Below are 17,769 nucleotides of genomic sequence, written 5' to 3'. Positions count from 1 at the left end.
TTTGACATAAGCAGGCATTTACCTGAAATCACCACACAAACAATTTCTATTCTTAGCACCTATTTCATAGCTTATTTCATCACTTTGCTCTATCTCCGATAGGTGAAGTACCTAGAAACTTGATACTTACAAATGATTAAAAGTAAAGTAAGCTCCTCGCAGGGCTAAGTGGCGGGCGCCAGTCTTATGCATGAGGGCAAATAAGGGCTGCCAGGCAGCTTTGCCACTAACCTGAAGAAAGCGGTAGAGGGCCGCAAAAAATGCTTCCAGAGGTAGCGCGCTTAAGTAACCCATGCTGTGTAGAATGGCTTGCTTCAGCGCGAAAGACAATACTTTGTGGTGGGAGGGATAGGTGGCTAGCAGGTCAGCTTTGGCTTCTACTACTTGCCGCAGATTTTGCCGGTCGGTACCCGACACGGAGTTGCTATGCACCCGGTACGCAGCCAGAACTTGGCTCGTACCAAGCAATTGATAGTCTTGAAGTAACAACTTGAGCCACAGGTGGTAATCCTCCGCGTTTTGAATCAGCTGGTTTTCCGTAAAGCCACCCACCGCTTCTAGTACCTGCCGTTTGCATAACACCGTGAGGATGGGGATGCGATTATGAGCTAAAAAAAGCTCGAGGCCCGCTGGCCCAGCATAGGCTTGGGCTGGCACATGCATTCTCTCGCTGTTCGCGGTCAGCTCGTGCTGATGCTCGAATACGTAGGTATCCGAAAAAATTAAATCAGCTCCGCTTTCTTCGAGGAAGGGCACCTGCACGGCTAACTTATGCGGAAGCCACAGGTCGTCGGCGTCCAGAAAAGCAATGTAGCGGCCCGTAGCGTGCTTCAAGCCATTATTACGGGCGCGGCCCTGGCGGGCATTTGACTGGTAAATGTAGCGGATGCGCTCATCATGGGCAGCATAGCGCTGCACAATGTTACGCGTGTCGTCGGTTGAGCCATCGTCAACGATTACTAGCTCCCAGTGTGGATACGTCTGGGATTGGACGCTCTCTATTGTCGCGGCTAAATGTGCAGCGGCATTATAGGCCGGCATAATGACTGATACCAGCGCGCTTTCTATCAGGTCTACAGCCGCATCCATGTACGAGGAATTAGGTCAGAGTTGGGGCCTTCCTGCTGCATCCATTGGCGGGGGGCTATTACTAGCTTATGGGGGTTGGCATTGAGCCAGGCCCCCCACCAGCTAAAGGAACTATTGGCGATGATATGGTGCTGGCACAAGCTCATTAAGCGCATGTCTTCGAAGCTGTCTTTGCCTTGGTTGTGGGCTACGTAAACTGTGGGGGCCGCAAAGTGCATATTGGCCCGCACCCAATCGGGGTCATCCGAAAATACGTATAATACCGGCTCGGCTACTTGGGCCACCATATGGCGAACGGCCTGTTCGTAGTAAGCCGGCGAACAAGTACCGTGCACTTGATTGTACAGGGAATTGGAAACGTAGTCGCCCCGCCGCACATGAACCGACACGGCATTCTGCGCTTGTATCTGCTGGGCTAGCAGTAGGTTTTGACCCGTGGGGTCGCTGCGAAACGTAAAATCCCGCCGAATGAGCGCTTCGCAGCGGTGGAAATACCGCTCAGTTTGCCAGTAGCCGTCGAAATAAGTGTTGGGACCAGTTTGCCATACTTGGGGGTCATACTGGAAATAGTGCGACTCGTGGTACGTGGATGCCCGCCGTAACCGCCGCAGCACCCGGTATTGCAGGCGCTCGGGCAGCGTTACCGGCTGATACTTAAATAGGGCGATTTCCTGCGCAGAAGCAATCGGCACGGCGCCCACAAAAACACCTAACTCAAAATCGCGGTAAGTGACGTGCTCGCGTGGCGTACGGTCAAGCAAATCGGTTGTATCGAACGCAACCGGCAGCTTGCGTCGGTGGTGCAAGCTTCGACCAAAGGCGTACTGAAACATTTGGTTGCCTAGGCCACCAACTAAATTTACGATAAGCATAAGTAGGTCAAGCGATTAAAAGCCAGCCGAGCCCCACGGGCGGCTGGCGTGGCTAAGTTCCCCACAGGCTGATAGCAGCTCAGGCGCTTAGGGTCGCTTTCAACTGTTGTGGGTTTAAATAGAACGCTTCGTCCACGGCTTTTTCACCAACTAAGCAGTCATAATCAAACCCCAGCTCATGACAAAGCCAGTAATAATGCGGGGGAATAACGTTTTCGGGAAATAGCTCGACCAGGCGCAACGGCGCGGAAGCTCTAAAAATAAGGTTGACCAAGCCAGCCCCGTGAATGCCCACCACGAAACTGGCTTGCCGGTACAGCGCCACTTGCTCGTCAAAGCTTAGCAAATCGTTATCAATCACTTCAAAGCCCTCGGCCAGCATTAGCGCCTCTACTTCCTGAATATTGGCAAGGCGGCGGCCGCGGTTGCTGCCCCGCTTCACAAATATTTTTCGGCCAGTGGTGGCGGCATCCGGTGCTAATGGGGCAACATCCAGCAGGTCCAGAATATTCAGAAAATTAGCCTTGGTATTGGGTAGGTTTTTGGCGACAATTACCGTGTTGGCCTGCACCATTACGTCGGGATGCTGCTCTATCCAGGTGCGGTTGCGCAGCTTGCTGCTACGGCTGATAGCAGCCTTAATGTAGGGGATGGCCAAGGAACCAGCCGGCACCAGCACCGGGATGTCGGTAGCAAACCCTGCCTGATTTAGATAAGCCAGTTGGCCGAGCACATCATTTAAAAAATGCCAGTAATTTTTGAAGTAATACTGAATAGAAATAATTTTATCAACTTTTACTTCTTTGTTAGGCTTCAGCTTGATAGCCACGAAGGAGGGCTTTTCCTGAAGCTCGCTATAAGGGAAAGAGTATAAAGAATACTCTTTTTTATGTTTATCAAAAATCCAACCGGCCACTGGCTCAATGTAGGCCGGACCAGCTATCGTATAAATGTATTCGCTCTGCTCAACGCTGTTATATATTTCCATCGAGGCTGCCGCCTTAGCTGGCAGGTTATCGGTAGGAGTATGTAGAAAAGGCCGGCTATGTCTAAAAAACGTAAATTCTTCTTTCGTAGGGTTTCTAAAATATCGCTTTGAGATACTAGTTTCTATTCCTTTAGAAAGATAAATTATTTTATTTTTTATTTTTCCGAGTAAAGCCATTTTGTTCGACAGACTTAGCGAAAGAGCAACAATTTGAATCTTATTTCCTACTCTTAATTACCCTAGCAGGAACTCCCGCAGCAATGGCGAAAGGTGGAATGTCTTTTGTTACGCAACTATTAGCAGCAATTACAGCTCCCTCTCCTATAGTTACACCGTCAGTAATGGTAACATTTGCACCAATCCAAACATCGTTTTCAATAACAATGGGACCCTTAGTAAAATCACCAGCAAATCGCATTGGTTTTTCTAACTGCTTGTAATCATGGTTTCCAGATGAAAGCATACAGTGTGGAGCTATCATTACATTATCACCAATAATAACTTCACCAGCATAGATTACAACAAACGGATTTAGTTGACAATACTTTCCTATTGTCACTTTCCCAAAAGATTGTATTATTACGTAATCTTTTAGCTCAGTATAATCATCAATGAAAATATTAGATGGATTAATTAACTTCACACTATCGTAGATTTTGGCAAGTTCAGAAATAGTTGCACTCACATTAGGAGTAGCAGCTATTAAGAATCTATTTCTTAATTTGCCAAGTACTTTCCGCATCAATGAGGCCATGATTTTTGTACTTATATTCCTTATCACCTACCTCGAGAATATCAATCTGAGTAGCTGCAGAATTATAATAGATATTTTGAGTAAAAGAGTCGATACCTATCGACACGATATAAGCACCTGCTCGTAGATTATGCTCTATTTTAACTGAAACCTCAAACTCACCATCCAAATCTACAGCTTGGTACCCATCTAGAGACCTCGCAGTAAAAAGAGAAACGTGTTCGAAATTTGCTAGGTTAAGATTAAAATTTATGCCTTTAAGTGGTTTTAACGCTTTACCTTTTATAGTAATTATCATTGGTTGGTCAAATCTGGCACATCCTGGTTGACCAAAGTAATTAGTTAATGACAACTCGTATAATTCTAGTTCGGAGGTATTAGTCTTTTTAAGGGTATCGTTATTATCCATCGAAGCAGACAAAACGGTATAATAGGCCGCAATAGAGTCTTCAACTGATGATTGCATTAACAATTGCCCGTTAGCCATAACTAAGCCTCGCGTGCAAAGGCTTTTCACTGCTGCCATATTATGGCTTACAAATAATACCGTTCGTCCATCATTGACGCTCACATCTTTCATGCGGCCGAGGCATTTCTTTTGGAACTCGGCATCCCCTACCGCTAGCACTTCGTCCACAATCAACACTTCCGGCTCCAGGAAAGCGGCTACGGCGAAAGCCAATCGTACGTACATGCCACTACTATAGCGCTTCACTGGCGTGTCGATATAGCGCTCCACGCCCGAGAAATCGACAATCTCGTCGAACTTACTGCGAATCTCGGCTTTGGTCATGCCCAGGATGGCCCCGTTGAGAAACACGTTTTCACGACCGGTCAGTTCAGGGTGAAAGCCCGTGCCCACTTCCAGCAGCGAGGCGATGCGGCCCCGCACCTTGATGCGCCCAGTAGTAGGGGCCGTTACTTTTGAGAGTACCTTGAGCAGGGTAGACTTGCCGGCTCCGTTGCGGCCGATGATGCCCAGCACCTCACCCTGCTTCACCTCAAAGCTGAGGTCTTTCAGCGACCATACGTAGTCGCTGCTACCCTTGGCGGTGCGGTCGTTGGCTTCGCCAAGCTTAGCAAACGGGTCTTCCTTACCGCGCAGCCGGGCCCACCAGCGGTTCAGGTCGTGGCTGATGGTGCCCGTCCCAATCTCACCGAGGCGGTACAGCTTGCTTAACTCTTCTACTCGGATTGCAACGTCGCTCATCTCAACTCTTATCTTATACCTTACCTGATTTTCAGTCTGTCTCCGGGCGCTCACGGCCCGGCATCTTCTTGTGCCTGGGGGCCGCCTATACGGTATCGGTAAAGCTTTTCTCTACTTTATTAAAAATAATGGTACCCAGCGCCAGGATAATAACCGTAGCCAGGGCACTATACCCCAGGTAGCCCCAGCTAAACGTGCCCGTGCCCAAGAAGCCGTAGCGAAAGGTTTCGACCACCGACGTCATCGGGTTGGCTAGCAAAATCATGCGCATTTTGGGCGAGGTTACGCTCGATAGCGGGTAGATGATGGGGGCCGCGTACATCAGTAGTTGAATGCCAAAGGTGAGTAGCATGGCTAAGTCACGGTACTTGGTAGTGAGGGCACTAAAAATCATGCCCAGCCCCAGCGACAGCAACCCCATCAGCACCACCAGCACCGGCGTTAGAAGGATTGCCCAGTTGGGATGCACAACGGGGCTCGTACCCCAGTAATAAGCCCAGATAAGCAAAAACAGCACAAACTGAATACCAAAGCGCACCAGGTTGGATAACACGATGGACAGTGGCATCGTGAGGCGCGGAAAGTACACCTTACCAAAAATGGCCGCGTTCGTCGTAAACACCGTCGATACCGAGGTGAGGCTCTGCGAGAAATAATTCCAGACGGTAATACCCGCCATGTAGAACAGGAGCGCAGGCATTCCTTCGGTCGAGATATTAGCTACACTATGGAAAATGATGTAATAGGTGAGCGTAGTAAGCAGCGGCTGAATGAAGAACCAGAGCGGCCCTAGGATGGTCTGCTTATAGTTCGACACAAAATCGCGCCGCACGAATAGCATCACGAGGTCGCGATAGCGCCATACGTTGCGCAGGCCCAAGTCGAGCAGGCGGGTTTGGGGCTCAATAATTTCCGTCCACTGCTCAGCTTCCGGTAAGGTGGCCGAAGCGTAGGTGGTAGTGGCAGATACTGTTTTAGTAGGTTGCACAGGGTGCCGAATGAATAGGAGACAAAGCCCATAGCGGGCTTCTATAATAAAAACAGATGCAGGTCACGGAGCTTCAAGCGAACACTTGCTTCGGGTTGCTACCTGCATAAAGATAAGCTAGCACCTTGAATACCAGTTGCCCTGGCTCACCCATCGGCGGCGGGGCACTACCAGCTTAAGCCGGAAAGGCGTCGGCATACACAGCCTGCACACCTTCTTCGAGGCCAGTGGTGGCTACCCAGCCGTGGCCGGCCAGCTTGCTCACGTCCATAAGCTTGCGGGGCGTACCATCGGGGTAGTCGGCGTTGAAGCGAATGCCGCCCTGGTAGCCTACTGTACGCTGTACCAGTTCGGCCAACTCCCGGATGCTGAGGTCGGTACCGGTGCCTACGTTCACGAGGCCAGCCTCGTTGTAGTTTTCCAGCAGCCAGTAGCAAGCATCGGCCAGGTCATCGACATGCAAAAATTCACGGCGCGGGGTACCGGTGCCCCACACTTCTACCTCAGGGGTACCGGCGAGCTTGGCTTCGTGAAACTTACGAATGAGCGCCGGCAGCACGTGCGAGTTCTTCAGGTCGTAGTTGTCGTGCGGCCCATAAAGGTTAGTGGGCATAGCCGAGATGTAGTTGCAGCCATACTGGCTCCGGTAGGCATCGCAAAGCTTGATACCGGCAATCTTGGCAATGGCGTAGGGCTCGTTGGTACTTTCCAACTCGCCCGTTAACAGCGAATGTTCCTGCAAGGGCTGCGGGGCCAGCTTGGGGTAGATGCAAGATGAGCCCAGGAACAACAACTTCTTCACCTCATTCAGGTAAGCATGATGAATCACGTTATTCTGAATCATCAGGTTATCGTACAGAAACTCCGCCCGGTAGATGTTGTTGGCGTTGATACCGCCTACTTTAGCTGCAGCTAGTACCACATAGTCAGGTTTTTCCTGGCCGAAAAAATCGGCTACTGCCTGCTGGTTACGCAAATCCAGCTCGCTGGAAGTGCGCGTTACAAAGTTGGTAAAACCAGCTTGCTGCATGCGGCGTATCATGGCCGAGCCCACCATTCCGCGGTGGCCGGCAACGTAGATTTTAGCGTTTTTTTCCATCGAAGCGCAGTGCTTGGTAAGCAGCTGAGTTGGCTTTGTTAGCGTATATAAAGAGTAAGCTGCTAGCTTTTGAATACTAGCGGTTGGTTTTCGTTCTGACTAACAGAGCGGTGCAAATAAGCTAGTGTTAAATTAGTTTCGCTTACTGCCTAATTAGTTTTTCCACCAATCCAGGTTGGGCTTGGCTACGGAGGTTACCGCGGGGCGCAACGCTTGCAGTATACCAGTCGGCACTAGCTTTTTGAGCATGGGGTTAATGCTAGCCCCAAGTATCATGCGGCGGGTCCGAGAGCTATAGCCAAGCAGCCCAGGCAGCTTGCTGAATGCAATGGGCCGGGCAGCGGCCATGTCACGCTTACCGGTCCAGTTAATCTCCCAATAGGTATAGAGATTACGGCGCTCCTCTTCGGTAAGCCGAAATATGGTGCCGTAGCGGGGCTCCTGCTCGCACAGCTCCACCATCTTTACCAGGTTGGGGAACCACTTATCGCTGGTAACGGTGCGCTGGTCGGGGTGCAGCTGATACACGGCCAGCATACTGGGGATATAATGGCCAGGGGCCAAGTGGGCTATTCGGTACCACTGGTCAATGTCGGCGCACATATCCACAGCAAGGCGCATGCCACCCGTTTCCTCGAAAAAGCGCCGCTTTACAAACGTGGCGTGTTGCGGAGGAATAGTTTGGAACAGAATAGTGCGCGGCGTGATTTCGCCCGCCGGGTTGCTACTACTCAGCACAGTGCCTTGCAAATCAATTGCGTACTCCCCTCCCGAAATAAAGCTAGCTTTAGGATACTGGTGAAAAGCCGCCGCCATGGCTCGAAAAGCGCCGGGCAGGTAATAGTCATCGGAGCTTTGCACAGCCAGAATTTCGCCGGTGGCCCGCGCAACTCCTTTGGTTACGGCATCAACAAACCCCTTATCGCGGGCCGACCACCAGATGAGGCGGTCGCCGTATTTCTTGAGTACCTCCACCGTCTCGTCAGTCGAACCCCCGTCCGAAACGATTATTTCGATGGTTCCGGGGTAGTCCTGCTTCAGAATGCTTTGCAACGTGCGGTCGATAAACCGGCCTTGATTCCAGGAAGGAATAACGATTGAAACCGAGGGGAAATCCTGTGTCATGTGGGCGCTTTACTTAGTAAGGGCAGCGATATCAGCTAGCCACAAGTCGAGCAATTCTATTTCCTGCGCAGTCACAATATTTTCCGTGGCCAGCTCGGCGTAGGCGCGCCGCAGATTCTCGCTCACGGTGTTGGCAGGGTCGATAGCGCGGGTCACGGCCGCAATTACGCGGTTGGCATGCAGGTAGCACGGAATCTCCGACTCAAAGTCCTTCACGTAATCGTGCGGATTACGTACCTGAATTACCGTAGCTTCCGTAAAGCCTAGACGGTAACCATGCACCCACATGATAGGCTGGGCCACGAGGCCGCGCAGAATATCGGTAAAGCGGAACGTAACGTAGGCCGGCAGATAAAGCAGCGGAAATAATTCCTGACGCACGGCCGTATTCTGCGAGTTGAAAGGGCACAACGTACCTTCAGCCAGCACGATAGGGGCACGCTTGTTAAAGAATATTTCGGTGTTATCAATTAGGCGATAGATAGCATCCACGTCGGGGTCGCTGTCAGCCAGTCCCTGCCAAATACCAATCTTAGCGGTTTCCTGGGTCAGCTCATCCTCTTTGAGGTTATGGTCAGTATTCAGGATGAGGTCGAGCGGATAACCACGGGGCCAGATGTGGTGACTAGTAAAATTCTTATAGATATTTACGAAGCCCTTATTGGCCGGCGAGGTAGCGAATACGCCATCAGTGGCTGGGAAGGCCCAGCCGTCGTACGGGATATTGTCGTCGTCAGTATCAATGATTACTGTGGCCCCCCCCTGGATAGCATGCAGGTAGCCCACCATCTTGCGGCCATAATGATTGAAGGGCAGCTTCTCACTTAACCGAAAGCCCGCCGCCTCTTGGTCGGCTACTGACAAATAAGTTACGTTGGGCTCATTCCATTCGGTAGGCGATTTCTTATCTCCTGCCACTACCAGCTGATAATCAGACAGCGAAGCAAACTTAGTAACAGCTTCGGTAGGAGCAAAAATGGAGGTAATAACAATGCTGGAAGACGGCGAACCCATGCGAGGTAGTTAAGTAATTTAAGGCTTTTGAGCTAGCAAAGATACGGGCTTTGGGGAGAAGTATGGCGGCCGGTGGGCCAACTGCATTGCTGAATGCTATACAAACTGGTTTAGTATGCCCTTAAATCACCGATGGCTTTGTGTAAGCACAGCGAACAGGGTTTTCCCCAAACGCCGTACTTTTTCCTCAATGAATTCAACATATCTCGCAATAATGGCTGGCGGCATTAGCAGTCAATTCTGACCCTTTAGCCGCGCGCACTTTCCTAAGCAATTTCGTGATATACTAGGTGTTGGGCGTTCCATGCTTCAGCTTACACTAGACCACTTTCGGGGTATTTGCCCGCCCGAGAATATTTTTGTGGTCACCAATCGCGATTACGTCGGCTTAGTGCAGGAGCACCTGCCCGATTTGCCGGCCGACCAGATTCTTGGTGAGCCCATCGGCCGCAATACGGCACCCTGCATTGCCTATGCCAGCTACCGCATTGCGCAACGCGACCCGCAGGCTACCATCATTGTCTCGCCTGCCGACCATGCTGTATTGCGCGAAGAAGAATTTCGCCGGCTTATTGGGGTGGCGTTGGCAGCGGCCCAGGCGCATGACGTATTGATTACCATGGGTATTCACCCTTCCCGCCCCGATACTGGCTATGGCTACATTCAGTATCTGAGTGGGGCCGGCCAGCCGCTGGCAGCTACCGGCCTGCATAAAGTGAAGACATTTACTGAAAAGCCGAATGCTAATCTAGCCCAGCCATTTCTGGATAGCGGCGATTTTCTCTGGAATGCGGGGCTGTTTATCTGGCGGGCTGATGTCATTCTGCGGGCTTTTGAACTAACGCTGACTGATGTTTTCGAGGTGTTTGAAAAGGGAAGCGACCAATTGGGTACTGCGCAGGAAGCAGCTTTTATTGAGGAAGCTTATGGAAGTTGCCGCAATATCAGCATCGACTATGGCGTGATGGAAAAGGCTGATAATGTATATGTATTACCCGCCGATATTGGCTGGAGCGACCTTGGAACCTGGGACTCTTTACACCGAGTGGGCCAGCGCGATGCCCAAAACAACGTTGTCGATGGTGATGTACTTCTCTACAATACCCAAGAATGCATTATTAAAACTCCTCAGGAACGCCTAGTAGTTGTCCAAGGCTTAGAAGGCTATATAGTAGCCGAGTACGACAACGTGCTGCTCATTTGCCAGCGTAGCGAAGAGCAGCGCGTTAAAGAATTCGTCAGTGACGTAAAAGCTCGCAAAGGCAACGGCTACCATTAGGAACCTATCCGAATAAGCACTAGGTAAGCCACTAATATTAGGTGGGCTGCTGATAAAAAGCCGGCAGCCTGCTCAGTTCCTATCTAGGGTTCACCTGCGGAACACCTAATCCCCGCTGAACGACCTATCTTATCCTGATAGCATGCTCCTTTGGGAATGTCAGATAAGCATGACAGTTTCTACTCAGCTAGCTCATAAAAGCAGAAAAGCCACTTAATAACTTTACATCATCGGTAAAAGCTACTTATTGCTTCAGCTACTGCATCTATCATCGCCTCCGTCATGCCTGGCCATAGTGGTAAGCTCAGGCAGGTAGCCGCCAGCTCCTCTGCTAGGGGCAGTGCCCCAGCGGCTAGGCCTAGGTAGGCGTAGGCGGGCTGCCGGTGCGGGGGCACTGGATAGTGCATCAGGGTTTCGATACCAGCTGCTGCCAAGTGCTGCTGCAGGGCATCGCGCCGGGGAGTATGCACCACGTACAGGTGCCAGACGGGCGCGGCTCCAGCGGCCACGAAGGGCAGGCGCAGGTCCGGCAGACCGGCTAGGCGCTCGTTGTACCAAGCGGCCAACTGGCGGCGCTGTTGCGTCCAGGCCGTCAAGTGCCGCAACTTCACACGCAGCACAGCGGCCTGCAACTCGTCTAAGCGCGAGTTGTAGCCAATAGTTTCGTTTATATAGCGCCGCTCGGCGCCGTAGTTGCGCAGCCGGCGCACTGCCTGGGCTAGCGCGTTGCTGTTGGTAGTCACAGCCCCGCCGTCGCCTAAAGCACCCAGATTCTTGCTAGGGTAGAAGCTAGTGGCATTCACTTGCCCGAAGCTGCCTGTAAATTGGCCTTGCCAGGTTGCACCCTGGGCCTGGGCGTTGTCTTCCAGTATCCACAGACCTGCGCCGGCGGCCACATCCAGGATGGCCGACATCTCGCAGGGCTGCCCATAAAGGTGCACTGGCATAATACCCCGCGTTCGCGGCGTAATGGCCGCTGCCAGGCGGGCTGGGTCGAGATTGCTAGTGTATGGGTCCGGCTCCACTGGCACGGGCACCCCACCGGCATGTGTCACGGCCAGCCATGTGGCAATATAAGTATTGCTAGGCACGAGTACTTCGTCGCCTGGCTGCACGCCCAGCGCCCGCAACGACAGGTGCAACGCGTCTAGTCCATTGCCTACTCCCACCGTGTATTCTACTGCGCTCGCTTGGCTGTACTCGCGCTCAAAGGCATTTAGCTGCTCGCCCAACACAAACAAGTGCCGGTCATACACTCTTGTCATTGCTGCCAGTATCTCAGTACGAATAGCCTCGTGCTGGCTCGCTAACGAAAAAAATGGAATATGCATAAGTAGTAAAGAAGCCGCCTACCTACAAAATTACGCTCCTTTGCTCACTTGACTCTACCCTATGTTAGCGCGTGAGGATACTTATCGGAGCCAGTTGAGTACAGCTGCAATATGCCAGAAAGCGAGAAAGGAGACGGCGGTTTTTTCGTAGCGGGTCCAAGCGTCGGTACTGTTTGAGGCGGCCGAAAAGGCGTTCGATTTTATTGCAGTCACGACAGGTTTCCTCGTCTAAGTTAGCCGGCTCTAATCGATTGGCTCAACTGGGGATAAAGGCTTGCATGTCGTGTTGCGCACAAGAAGCCCGCTTCTCATAGCTGCCGCACGCATTGTTAGCCAGAACTTTACCGGGTTGCAGACCCGTGAGCAAGAAATTTGCCTGCGGACAGTCGCCCACCTACCCACCCGTAGCAAGTAGGCGCACGGCGCTGCCAAGGGCATCGCTACAGGCGTGAATATTAGTACTCATGCCCCACTACTAGGGCCGAGGCACTCGGTTTCGGGGTTGCTTTTTTTGGCCGGTCGAGTGTTAGTGGGCCCACAACAGAGTTAAATCGAATATAACCTAATCCAACCTGGGCGCTTTTAAGGCTTTGAACACTTTTTACCAGGTACCTTTTTAGGAAAGCCGGCGAAAGCGGCGGCACACCGGCCCGCATGAGCCAAATGACAGCGTTGAAAAACAGGCGATTGTCAGCAGTGCTAACGCCGCAATCACTGCCTTTGCCAAGTAAAAGCGGCGCGACCGTGGCCCATTAATAGTCAGTTGTTTCGTGGCGAAGCACATAATTTAGTAGCTTGTGCCTAAAGTTAACTACCCTCATGCTCTAAAAGGTCAGGTAGTGCAGAGAGCAGCCCGCCAGCGCGAGAAGGTCCTGAAAGCTAAGAAATAGGCACTCCCCTCAACAAGACAGCCTGCCCCCGAAGTAATCCGGATGGCAGGCTGCATGCAGTCAAAATAATAGCGCTATTTCACGTGCTCCTTAAAGTATTCCAGCGTACGGCGTAGGCCCTCAGCGCGGTCTACTTTGGGCTCCCAACCCAGAATTTCCTTGGCTTTGGTGATGTCCGGCTTGCGCTTCATTGGGTCGTTTTCGGGTAGGGCTTGGTAGGTCGGCTTGAACTCAACGCCGGTCAACTTAGCTATCTCCTCCCCAAACTGCTTGATGGTGATTTCGGCCGGGTTACCGATGTTCACTGGCAGCGCGTAGTCGCTGAGAAGCAGACGATAGATACCCTCTACCAAGTCATCAACGTAGCAAAAGGAGCGCGTTTGAGAACCGTCGCCGAATACTGTCAGGTTTTCGCCGCGCAGAGCTTGGCTCAGGAAAGCTGGCAGCACGCGGCCGTCATCGAGGCGCATGCGAGGACCATAGGTATTGAAAATGCGGATAATGCGCGTTTCCAGGCCGTGGTGAGTGTGATAGGCCATGGTAATGGCTTCTTGGAAGCGCTTGGCTTCATCATAGCAGCCACGCGGGCCCACGGGGTTTACATTACCGAAGTAGGTTTCGACCTGCGGGTGAACCTCAGGGTCACCATACACTTCAGACGTGCTGGCAATTAGCATCCGCGCGCCTTTTACCCGCGCCAGGCCTAGCAGATTATGCGTGCCCAGCGAACCTACCTTCAGCGTCTGAATCGGGATTTTGAGGTAGTCAATGGGCGAGGCTGGCGAGGCGAAGTGCAAAATATAATCCAGCTTACCCGGCACGAACACGAATTTGCTTACGTCGTGGTGGTGAAACTCGAAGTCTTCGCGCTTGAACAGGTGCTCGATGTTGGCGAGGTCGCCCGTTATCAGGTTATCCATCGCGATAACGTGATAACCTTCAGCTAGGAACCGGTCGCAGAGGTGCGAACCCAGGAAGCCGGCCCCGCCGGTAATAAGGACGCGTTTTTTTTCTTCAGACATTATTGTTGACTGTTAGCTAATGGTCTATGGTTATTAGCTTTTTTGAGAAGAAATTTAAGTACTAGTAAAAAGCCAACAGTCATAAGCCATTGGCCAATAACTTAGATAATTGGTTCTTTATGGGCCGTGCGAACACCGATGCAGTGGTAGGCAAAGCCAGCTTCCTTCATCTCGGCCGGGTCATAGATGTTACGGCCGTCAAAAATCACTTTTTGCTTCAGCAACCGGCCTACTACCTCGAAAGAAGGTGAGCGAAATTCGGGCCATTCGGTCACGACTAATAATGCATCGGCATCAACTAGGGCCTCAAATTGGTCTTTAGCATAAGTGATGGTATCGCCTAGCGTGTGCTTGGCTTCTGCCACAGCTACTGGGTCGTACGCTGATACCGTGGCACCTTCAGCTAACAGCTTTTCGATAATGACTAGCGAAGGGGCTTCGCGCATGTCGTCGGTTTTAGGCTTGAAGGACAGGCCCCATATGGCAAACCTTTTGCCTTTCAGGTCGTTGCCAAAATGCTTGCGCACTTTGTTGAACAGTACTTCCTTTTGGGCTTCGTTCACGCCTTCCACGGCTTGCAGTACCTGCATTTGGTAGCCATTTTCCTGAGCGGTTTTGATGAGGGCCTTTACGTCTTTGGGGAAGCAGGAGCCGCCGTAGCCAATGCCGGGGTAGATGAACTTGGTACCAATGCGAGCATCGGAGCCAATGCCGCGCCGCACCATGTTTACATCGGCCCCCATTATTTCGCAGAGGTTGGCGATATCATTCATGAATGATATTTTGGTGGCCAGCATCGAATTAGCCGCGTATTTCGTCATCTCGGCCGACGGAATATCCATGAAGATAATCGGGTGGCCATTGAGTAGAAACGGCTTATATAAACGGCTCATTACTTCCTCTGCCCGCTCGGAGCTAACACCCACCACAATACGGTCGGGTTTAAGGAAGTCGTCAATAGCCGCGCCTTCTTTCAGGAATTCCGGATTGGATGCTACATCAAAGTCTATGGTTTCGCCACGCTTACTCAAAGCCTGCTCAATCTCGGCGCGCACCTTGGCTGCCGTGCCGACGGGCACGGTGCTTTTGGTAACGACTACGCCATAACTATTCATGTTTTCACCGATGCCACGGGCCACCGCCAACACGTATTTGAGGTCGGCCGAACCGTCCTCACCAGGCGGAGTACCAACGGCAATAAAGGCTACGTCGCAGTCTTTGATAGCCTCAGCCAAGTTGGTAGAGAAGTGTAACCGTTCCGCCTTCACATTGCGGGTTACCATCTCTTCCAACCCTGGCTCATAAATAGGTAGGATACCGTTACGAAGGTTAGTAATCTTTTTTTCGTCAATGTCAATGCAGGTAACATTAATGCCAACTTCGGCAAAGCATGTACCTGTGACTAATCCGACATAGCCGGTGCCTACAACTGCGACTTTCATTGTGAGAGCTAAGTGTTTTAAAGAAGTAATAGCTTGGTGACAGTAAAAATATAATATCAAGTTAACATTAAGCCATGTAATGTTTCCACCAATACTGGAACACTATCAGGGCCCAAATGCGAGCGTGGGCATCACCGGGGCTGTTGGAAAACAGCTGTTTTTTCAGTTTCTGCACTGCTTCTACGTCGAAGATACCTTGACCAGCCACGAAATCATCGGCTAGTAGGTCTTGCTCGATGAGGGGGCGTAGCTCGCCGCGCATCCACTTCAGCAGGGGCACTTCGAAGCCATGCTTAGGACGGTCGTAGAGTTCGGGCGGCAGCATGGGGCGGAAGGCATCCTGCACGATTTTTTTCTTCATCTTGCCATCTACCTTGCTGCTGACGGGCAGCGAGAAGGCGAAGTCCACCACTTTATAATCGAGAAATGGCGTTCTGACCTCCAGCGAGTTAGCCATACTCATCAGGTCTACCTTGGTGAGCATATCGTAGGGTAGCACCAACTGCATGTCGGTGAGCAGCACTTCATTAAGGTCGCCGTCGGCGTGAATATTTTCGAGAATATCCTTGCGGCGCTTGGCGGCTATCTTTTTATCAACTTTGCGGCGGCTGGCGGGGCTGAGCAAGTCGGCCGCCTGCTTTTCGGAGGCGAAGCTGGCCCAGTCCATGTAGCGGTCTTTGGGGCCGCTGAGCATGCCGCGCGAAAAGCGCTGCAGCTGCCGGACTTTATTGCCGAAGTACGAATTGCGCGACTTGGGCAGGATGTCCCAGAGCAGATTCAGACCCGTCACGGCTTCTGCCTTGAAACCGCCCTGCCGCACCTGGAAGTCGCCCATGTGCTTGTTGTAGCCGCCAAAAATCTCGTCGGCCCCGTCGCCACTCAGCGCTACCGTTACGTGCTGGCGGGTGCGCTGGCTGAGGATGTGCACGGCCAGCGCCGACGAATCGGCAAAAGGCTCGTCGAAGTAGTCGAGCATCTGGAATATGTGCTCGTACAAGTCATTGTTACTCAGCGAGAAAACCGTGTGGTTGGTGTTGTGCATCTTCGCCACCAGGTTGGCGTACTTGGTTTCGTCGAAGAAAGGCTCGTCGCGGAAACCGATGCTGAACGTGTTGAGGTGCGGCGTGTGGCGGGTAGCCAGCGCCGTAATCACGCTGGAGTCGATGCCGCCACTGAGGAAAGAGCCCAGCGGCACATCGGCTACGAGGCGGCGCTCCACGGCCTCATCCATGAGCGACACCAGTTTTTTCTGCTGCTCGTCGTAGGTCAGCTTGTTTTTGGCAACCTGCTTGGGGTCGTACGGGATTTTGTACCAGCGCTTGCGCACCACCTTGTTGCCCTGGATGAAAAGGTAATGACCGGGCAGCAACTTCTTGATACCCTTAAAGATAGTGGCGGGGCCCGGAATATAGTTGAGCTGCAAATACTGGCTTAGGGCTACGTAATCGAGCTTGCGGGGCACGCCCAGCGCCAGCAGCGATTTGAGTTCGGAGCCGAACAGCAACTGGTCTTCATCGCGGTACACGTGCAGGGGCTTCACGCCGTAGCGGTCGCGGGCGATGAAGAGGGAGTTCTCCTCTTTATCAAAAATAGCGAAACCAAAAAAGCCGTTGAGCTTTTTGATGAAACTCCGGCCTTCGCTGATGTAGAGATTCAGAATAACTTCCGTATCAGTCTGTGAATGAAACTGATAGCCTTTCTTTAACAGCTTCTCCCGCAGCTCGCGAAAGTTGAATATTTCCCCGTTGAAGACGATGGTGTAGCGGCCCGAGGCGTCGGTCATGGGCTGGTTGCCATCGGCCGACAAGTCGAGGATGGCTAAGCGCCGAAAGCCCAAGCCGCATTGGTCGTACACGAAGTGACCTTGCGAATCGGGGCCGCGACGCACAATGGCGTCCGTAGCCGCTTGCAAGCGGGTAAGGGCCAAGCGGCCCGAATCGGAGAAGGCGTAAGCGCCGGTTATTCCACACATAGCTAGTGGGCAAAGATAGGGCGTAGCCTAGTGTAGTAGGCCGGACAATTGCAGTAAGCTACCCAATTACAAGGTCAAATACGCAACCCCGGCCCGCACGAACTAGTAAAGCCTAACCGGCCGCAACCCGATTGCGGACTCTTTTTCACGTAACTTCTCCCCCACCCTACCTTATGAGTTTGCAACAAGAATTTGAAGCTGCCGTGCAGCAAGTCAACAACTTACCAGCCGATACTGCCCCTAAACATATGACTGAGCTTTATGGCCTGTACAAGCAAGCCACTGAGGGCGACGTGAATATGAAAAGCGGCGAAGTGGATGCCACTAGTGCCGACCAAGCCAGCGGGCCCGGTGGCATTTCGCAGGGCCAGTGGGATTCCTGGGATAAATACAAGGGCACCTCAGAGGAAGATGCTAAGCGCCAATACGTGGCCAAGTTAACCGAAATAACGGGCGGCAATCAGGCTGGTGGCTCGGAGGCCGGTTCGGTACCAACCGATGCGCTCACCAACGCGCCGATGGCCCCCGATGCGCCGCTACCCACTGGCACAGAGAATGATACAACCGCGCCGCAACCCGGCTTCGGCCCTGGCCAAAGCACCGGGGGCCTGCGCGGCGACATCACGGCCGGCGCTCCTTACGGTGGCGAAGACAAGCTGAAAGGCGCGCAGTAGTGCCCAGCACAAACTGAATA

At 52.3% G+C, this 17,769-nt stretch carries 13 protein-coding genes and 2 pseudogenes; 2 read left to right on the top strand and 13 right to left on the bottom strand.

The annotated features are described in order from the left end of the window. Positions 1-126: 126 nt before the first annotated feature. From ACYVGC_RS15050 to ACYVGC_RS15010, 9 genes and pseudogenes are all read right to left on the bottom strand, one after another. Positions 127-1,089, bottom strand: coding sequence for a glycosyltransferase family 2 protein (locus ACYVGC_RS15050; RefSeq protein WP_460584662.1), 963 nt, complete (start codon positions 1,087-1,089; stop codon positions 127-129). Next, positions 1,074-1,961 (bottom strand): alpha-1,2-fucosyltransferase, encoded by an 888-nt coding sequence (locus ACYVGC_RS15045; RefSeq protein WP_460584661.1) that lies wholly within the window; start codon positions 1,959-1,961, stop codon positions 1,074-1,076. Before ACYVGC_RS15045 ends, ACYVGC_RS15050 begins: the two co-directional genes overlap by 16 nt. Before the next feature lie 79 nt (positions 1,962-2,040). Then, a complete protein-coding gene (locus tag ACYVGC_RS15040; RefSeq protein ID WP_460584660.1) occupies positions 2,041-3,126 on the bottom strand; it encodes a glycosyltransferase family 61 protein in 1,086 nt (361 codons plus the stop codon). A 46-nt stretch (positions 3,127-3,172) separates the two neighbouring features. Beyond that, positions 3,173-3,331, bottom strand: a pseudogene (locus tag ACYVGC_RS15035) (DapH/DapD/GlmU-related protein); the annotation flags it as partial. Between the two features lie 328 nt (positions 3,332-3,659). Then, on the bottom strand, positions 3,660-4,913 hold the full coding sequence (locus ACYVGC_RS15030) for an ABC transporter ATP-binding protein (RefSeq protein WP_460584659.1): 1,254 nt from the start codon (positions 4,911-4,913) through the stop codon (positions 3,660-3,662). 85 nt (positions 4,914-4,998) lie between these two features. Further along, positions 4,999-5,901, bottom strand: a complete 903-nt coding sequence (locus tag ACYVGC_RS15025) for an ABC transporter permease (RefSeq protein WP_460584658.1) — start codon at positions 5,899-5,901, stop codon at positions 4,999-5,001. Between the two features lie 175 nt (positions 5,902-6,076). Further along, positions 6,077-7,000, bottom strand: coding sequence for a GDP-L-fucose synthase family protein (locus ACYVGC_RS15020; protein WP_460584657.1), 924 nt, complete (start codon positions 6,998-7,000; stop codon positions 6,077-6,079). Positions 7,001-7,153: 153 nt separating this feature from the next. Beyond that, positions 7,154-8,125: a glycosyltransferase family 2 protein gene (locus ACYVGC_RS15015; RefSeq protein WP_460584656.1), complete on the bottom strand. Its 972-nt coding sequence runs from the start codon at positions 8,123-8,125 to the stop codon at positions 7,154-7,156. Between the two features lie 9 nt (positions 8,126-8,134). Beyond that, the gene (locus ACYVGC_RS15010; protein WP_460584655.1) at positions 8,135-9,139 is read right to left on the bottom strand and encodes an STELLO glycosyltransferase family protein; all 1,005 of its coding nucleotides are present in this window, start codon (positions 9,137-9,139) and stop codon (positions 8,135-8,137) included. A 190-nt stretch (positions 9,140-9,329) separates the two neighbouring features. Between ACYVGC_RS15010 and ACYVGC_RS15005 the strand changes: the two are divergent. Then, a pseudogene (locus ACYVGC_RS15005) lies at positions 9,330-10,418 on the top strand (mannose-1-phosphate guanylyltransferase). A 227-nt stretch (positions 10,419-10,645) separates the two neighbouring features. Here the strand turns inward: ACYVGC_RS15005 and ACYVGC_RS15000 are convergent. The 4 genes from ACYVGC_RS15000 to asnB form a co-directional block, all read right to left on the bottom strand. Beyond that, positions 10,646-11,749 carry a DegT/DnrJ/EryC1/StrS family aminotransferase gene (locus tag ACYVGC_RS15000; RefSeq protein ID WP_460584654.1) on the bottom strand — a complete coding sequence of 368 codons (1,104 nt, stop codon included), beginning with the start codon at positions 11,747-11,749 and terminating at the stop codon, positions 10,646-10,648. 964 nt (positions 11,750-12,713) lie between these two features. Next, complete coding sequence (locus ACYVGC_RS14995; protein WP_460584653.1) at positions 12,714-13,661, bottom strand: UDP-glucuronic acid decarboxylase family protein; 948 nt, start codon at positions 13,659-13,661, stop codon at positions 12,714-12,716. A 101-nt stretch (positions 13,662-13,762) separates the two neighbouring features. Beyond that, the gene (locus ACYVGC_RS14990) at positions 13,763-15,103 is read right to left on the bottom strand and encodes a UDP-glucose dehydrogenase family protein (RefSeq protein ID WP_460584716.1); all 1,341 of its coding nucleotides are present in this window, start codon (positions 15,101-15,103) and stop codon (positions 13,763-13,765) included. Positions 15,104-15,170: 67 nt separating this feature from the next. Beyond that, positions 15,171-17,075 (bottom strand): asparagine synthetase B family protein, encoded by a 1,905-nt coding sequence (gene asnB / locus ACYVGC_RS14985; RefSeq protein WP_460584652.1) that lies wholly within the window; start codon positions 17,073-17,075, stop codon positions 15,171-15,173. 173 nt (positions 17,076-17,248) lie between these two features. Between asnB and ACYVGC_RS14980 the strand changes: the two genes are divergently transcribed. Next, a complete protein-coding gene (locus ACYVGC_RS14980; RefSeq protein WP_460584651.1) occupies positions 17,249-17,749 on the top strand; it encodes an acyl-CoA-binding protein in 501 nt (166 codons plus the stop codon). Positions 17,750-17,769 lie beyond the last annotated feature (20 nt).

The sequence above is a fragment of the Hymenobacter arcticus genome, assembly GCF_054779975.1.
The sequence above is the reverse complement of the archived record's forward strand: the minus strand, read 5'-3'. Positions and strand labels throughout refer to the sequence as shown.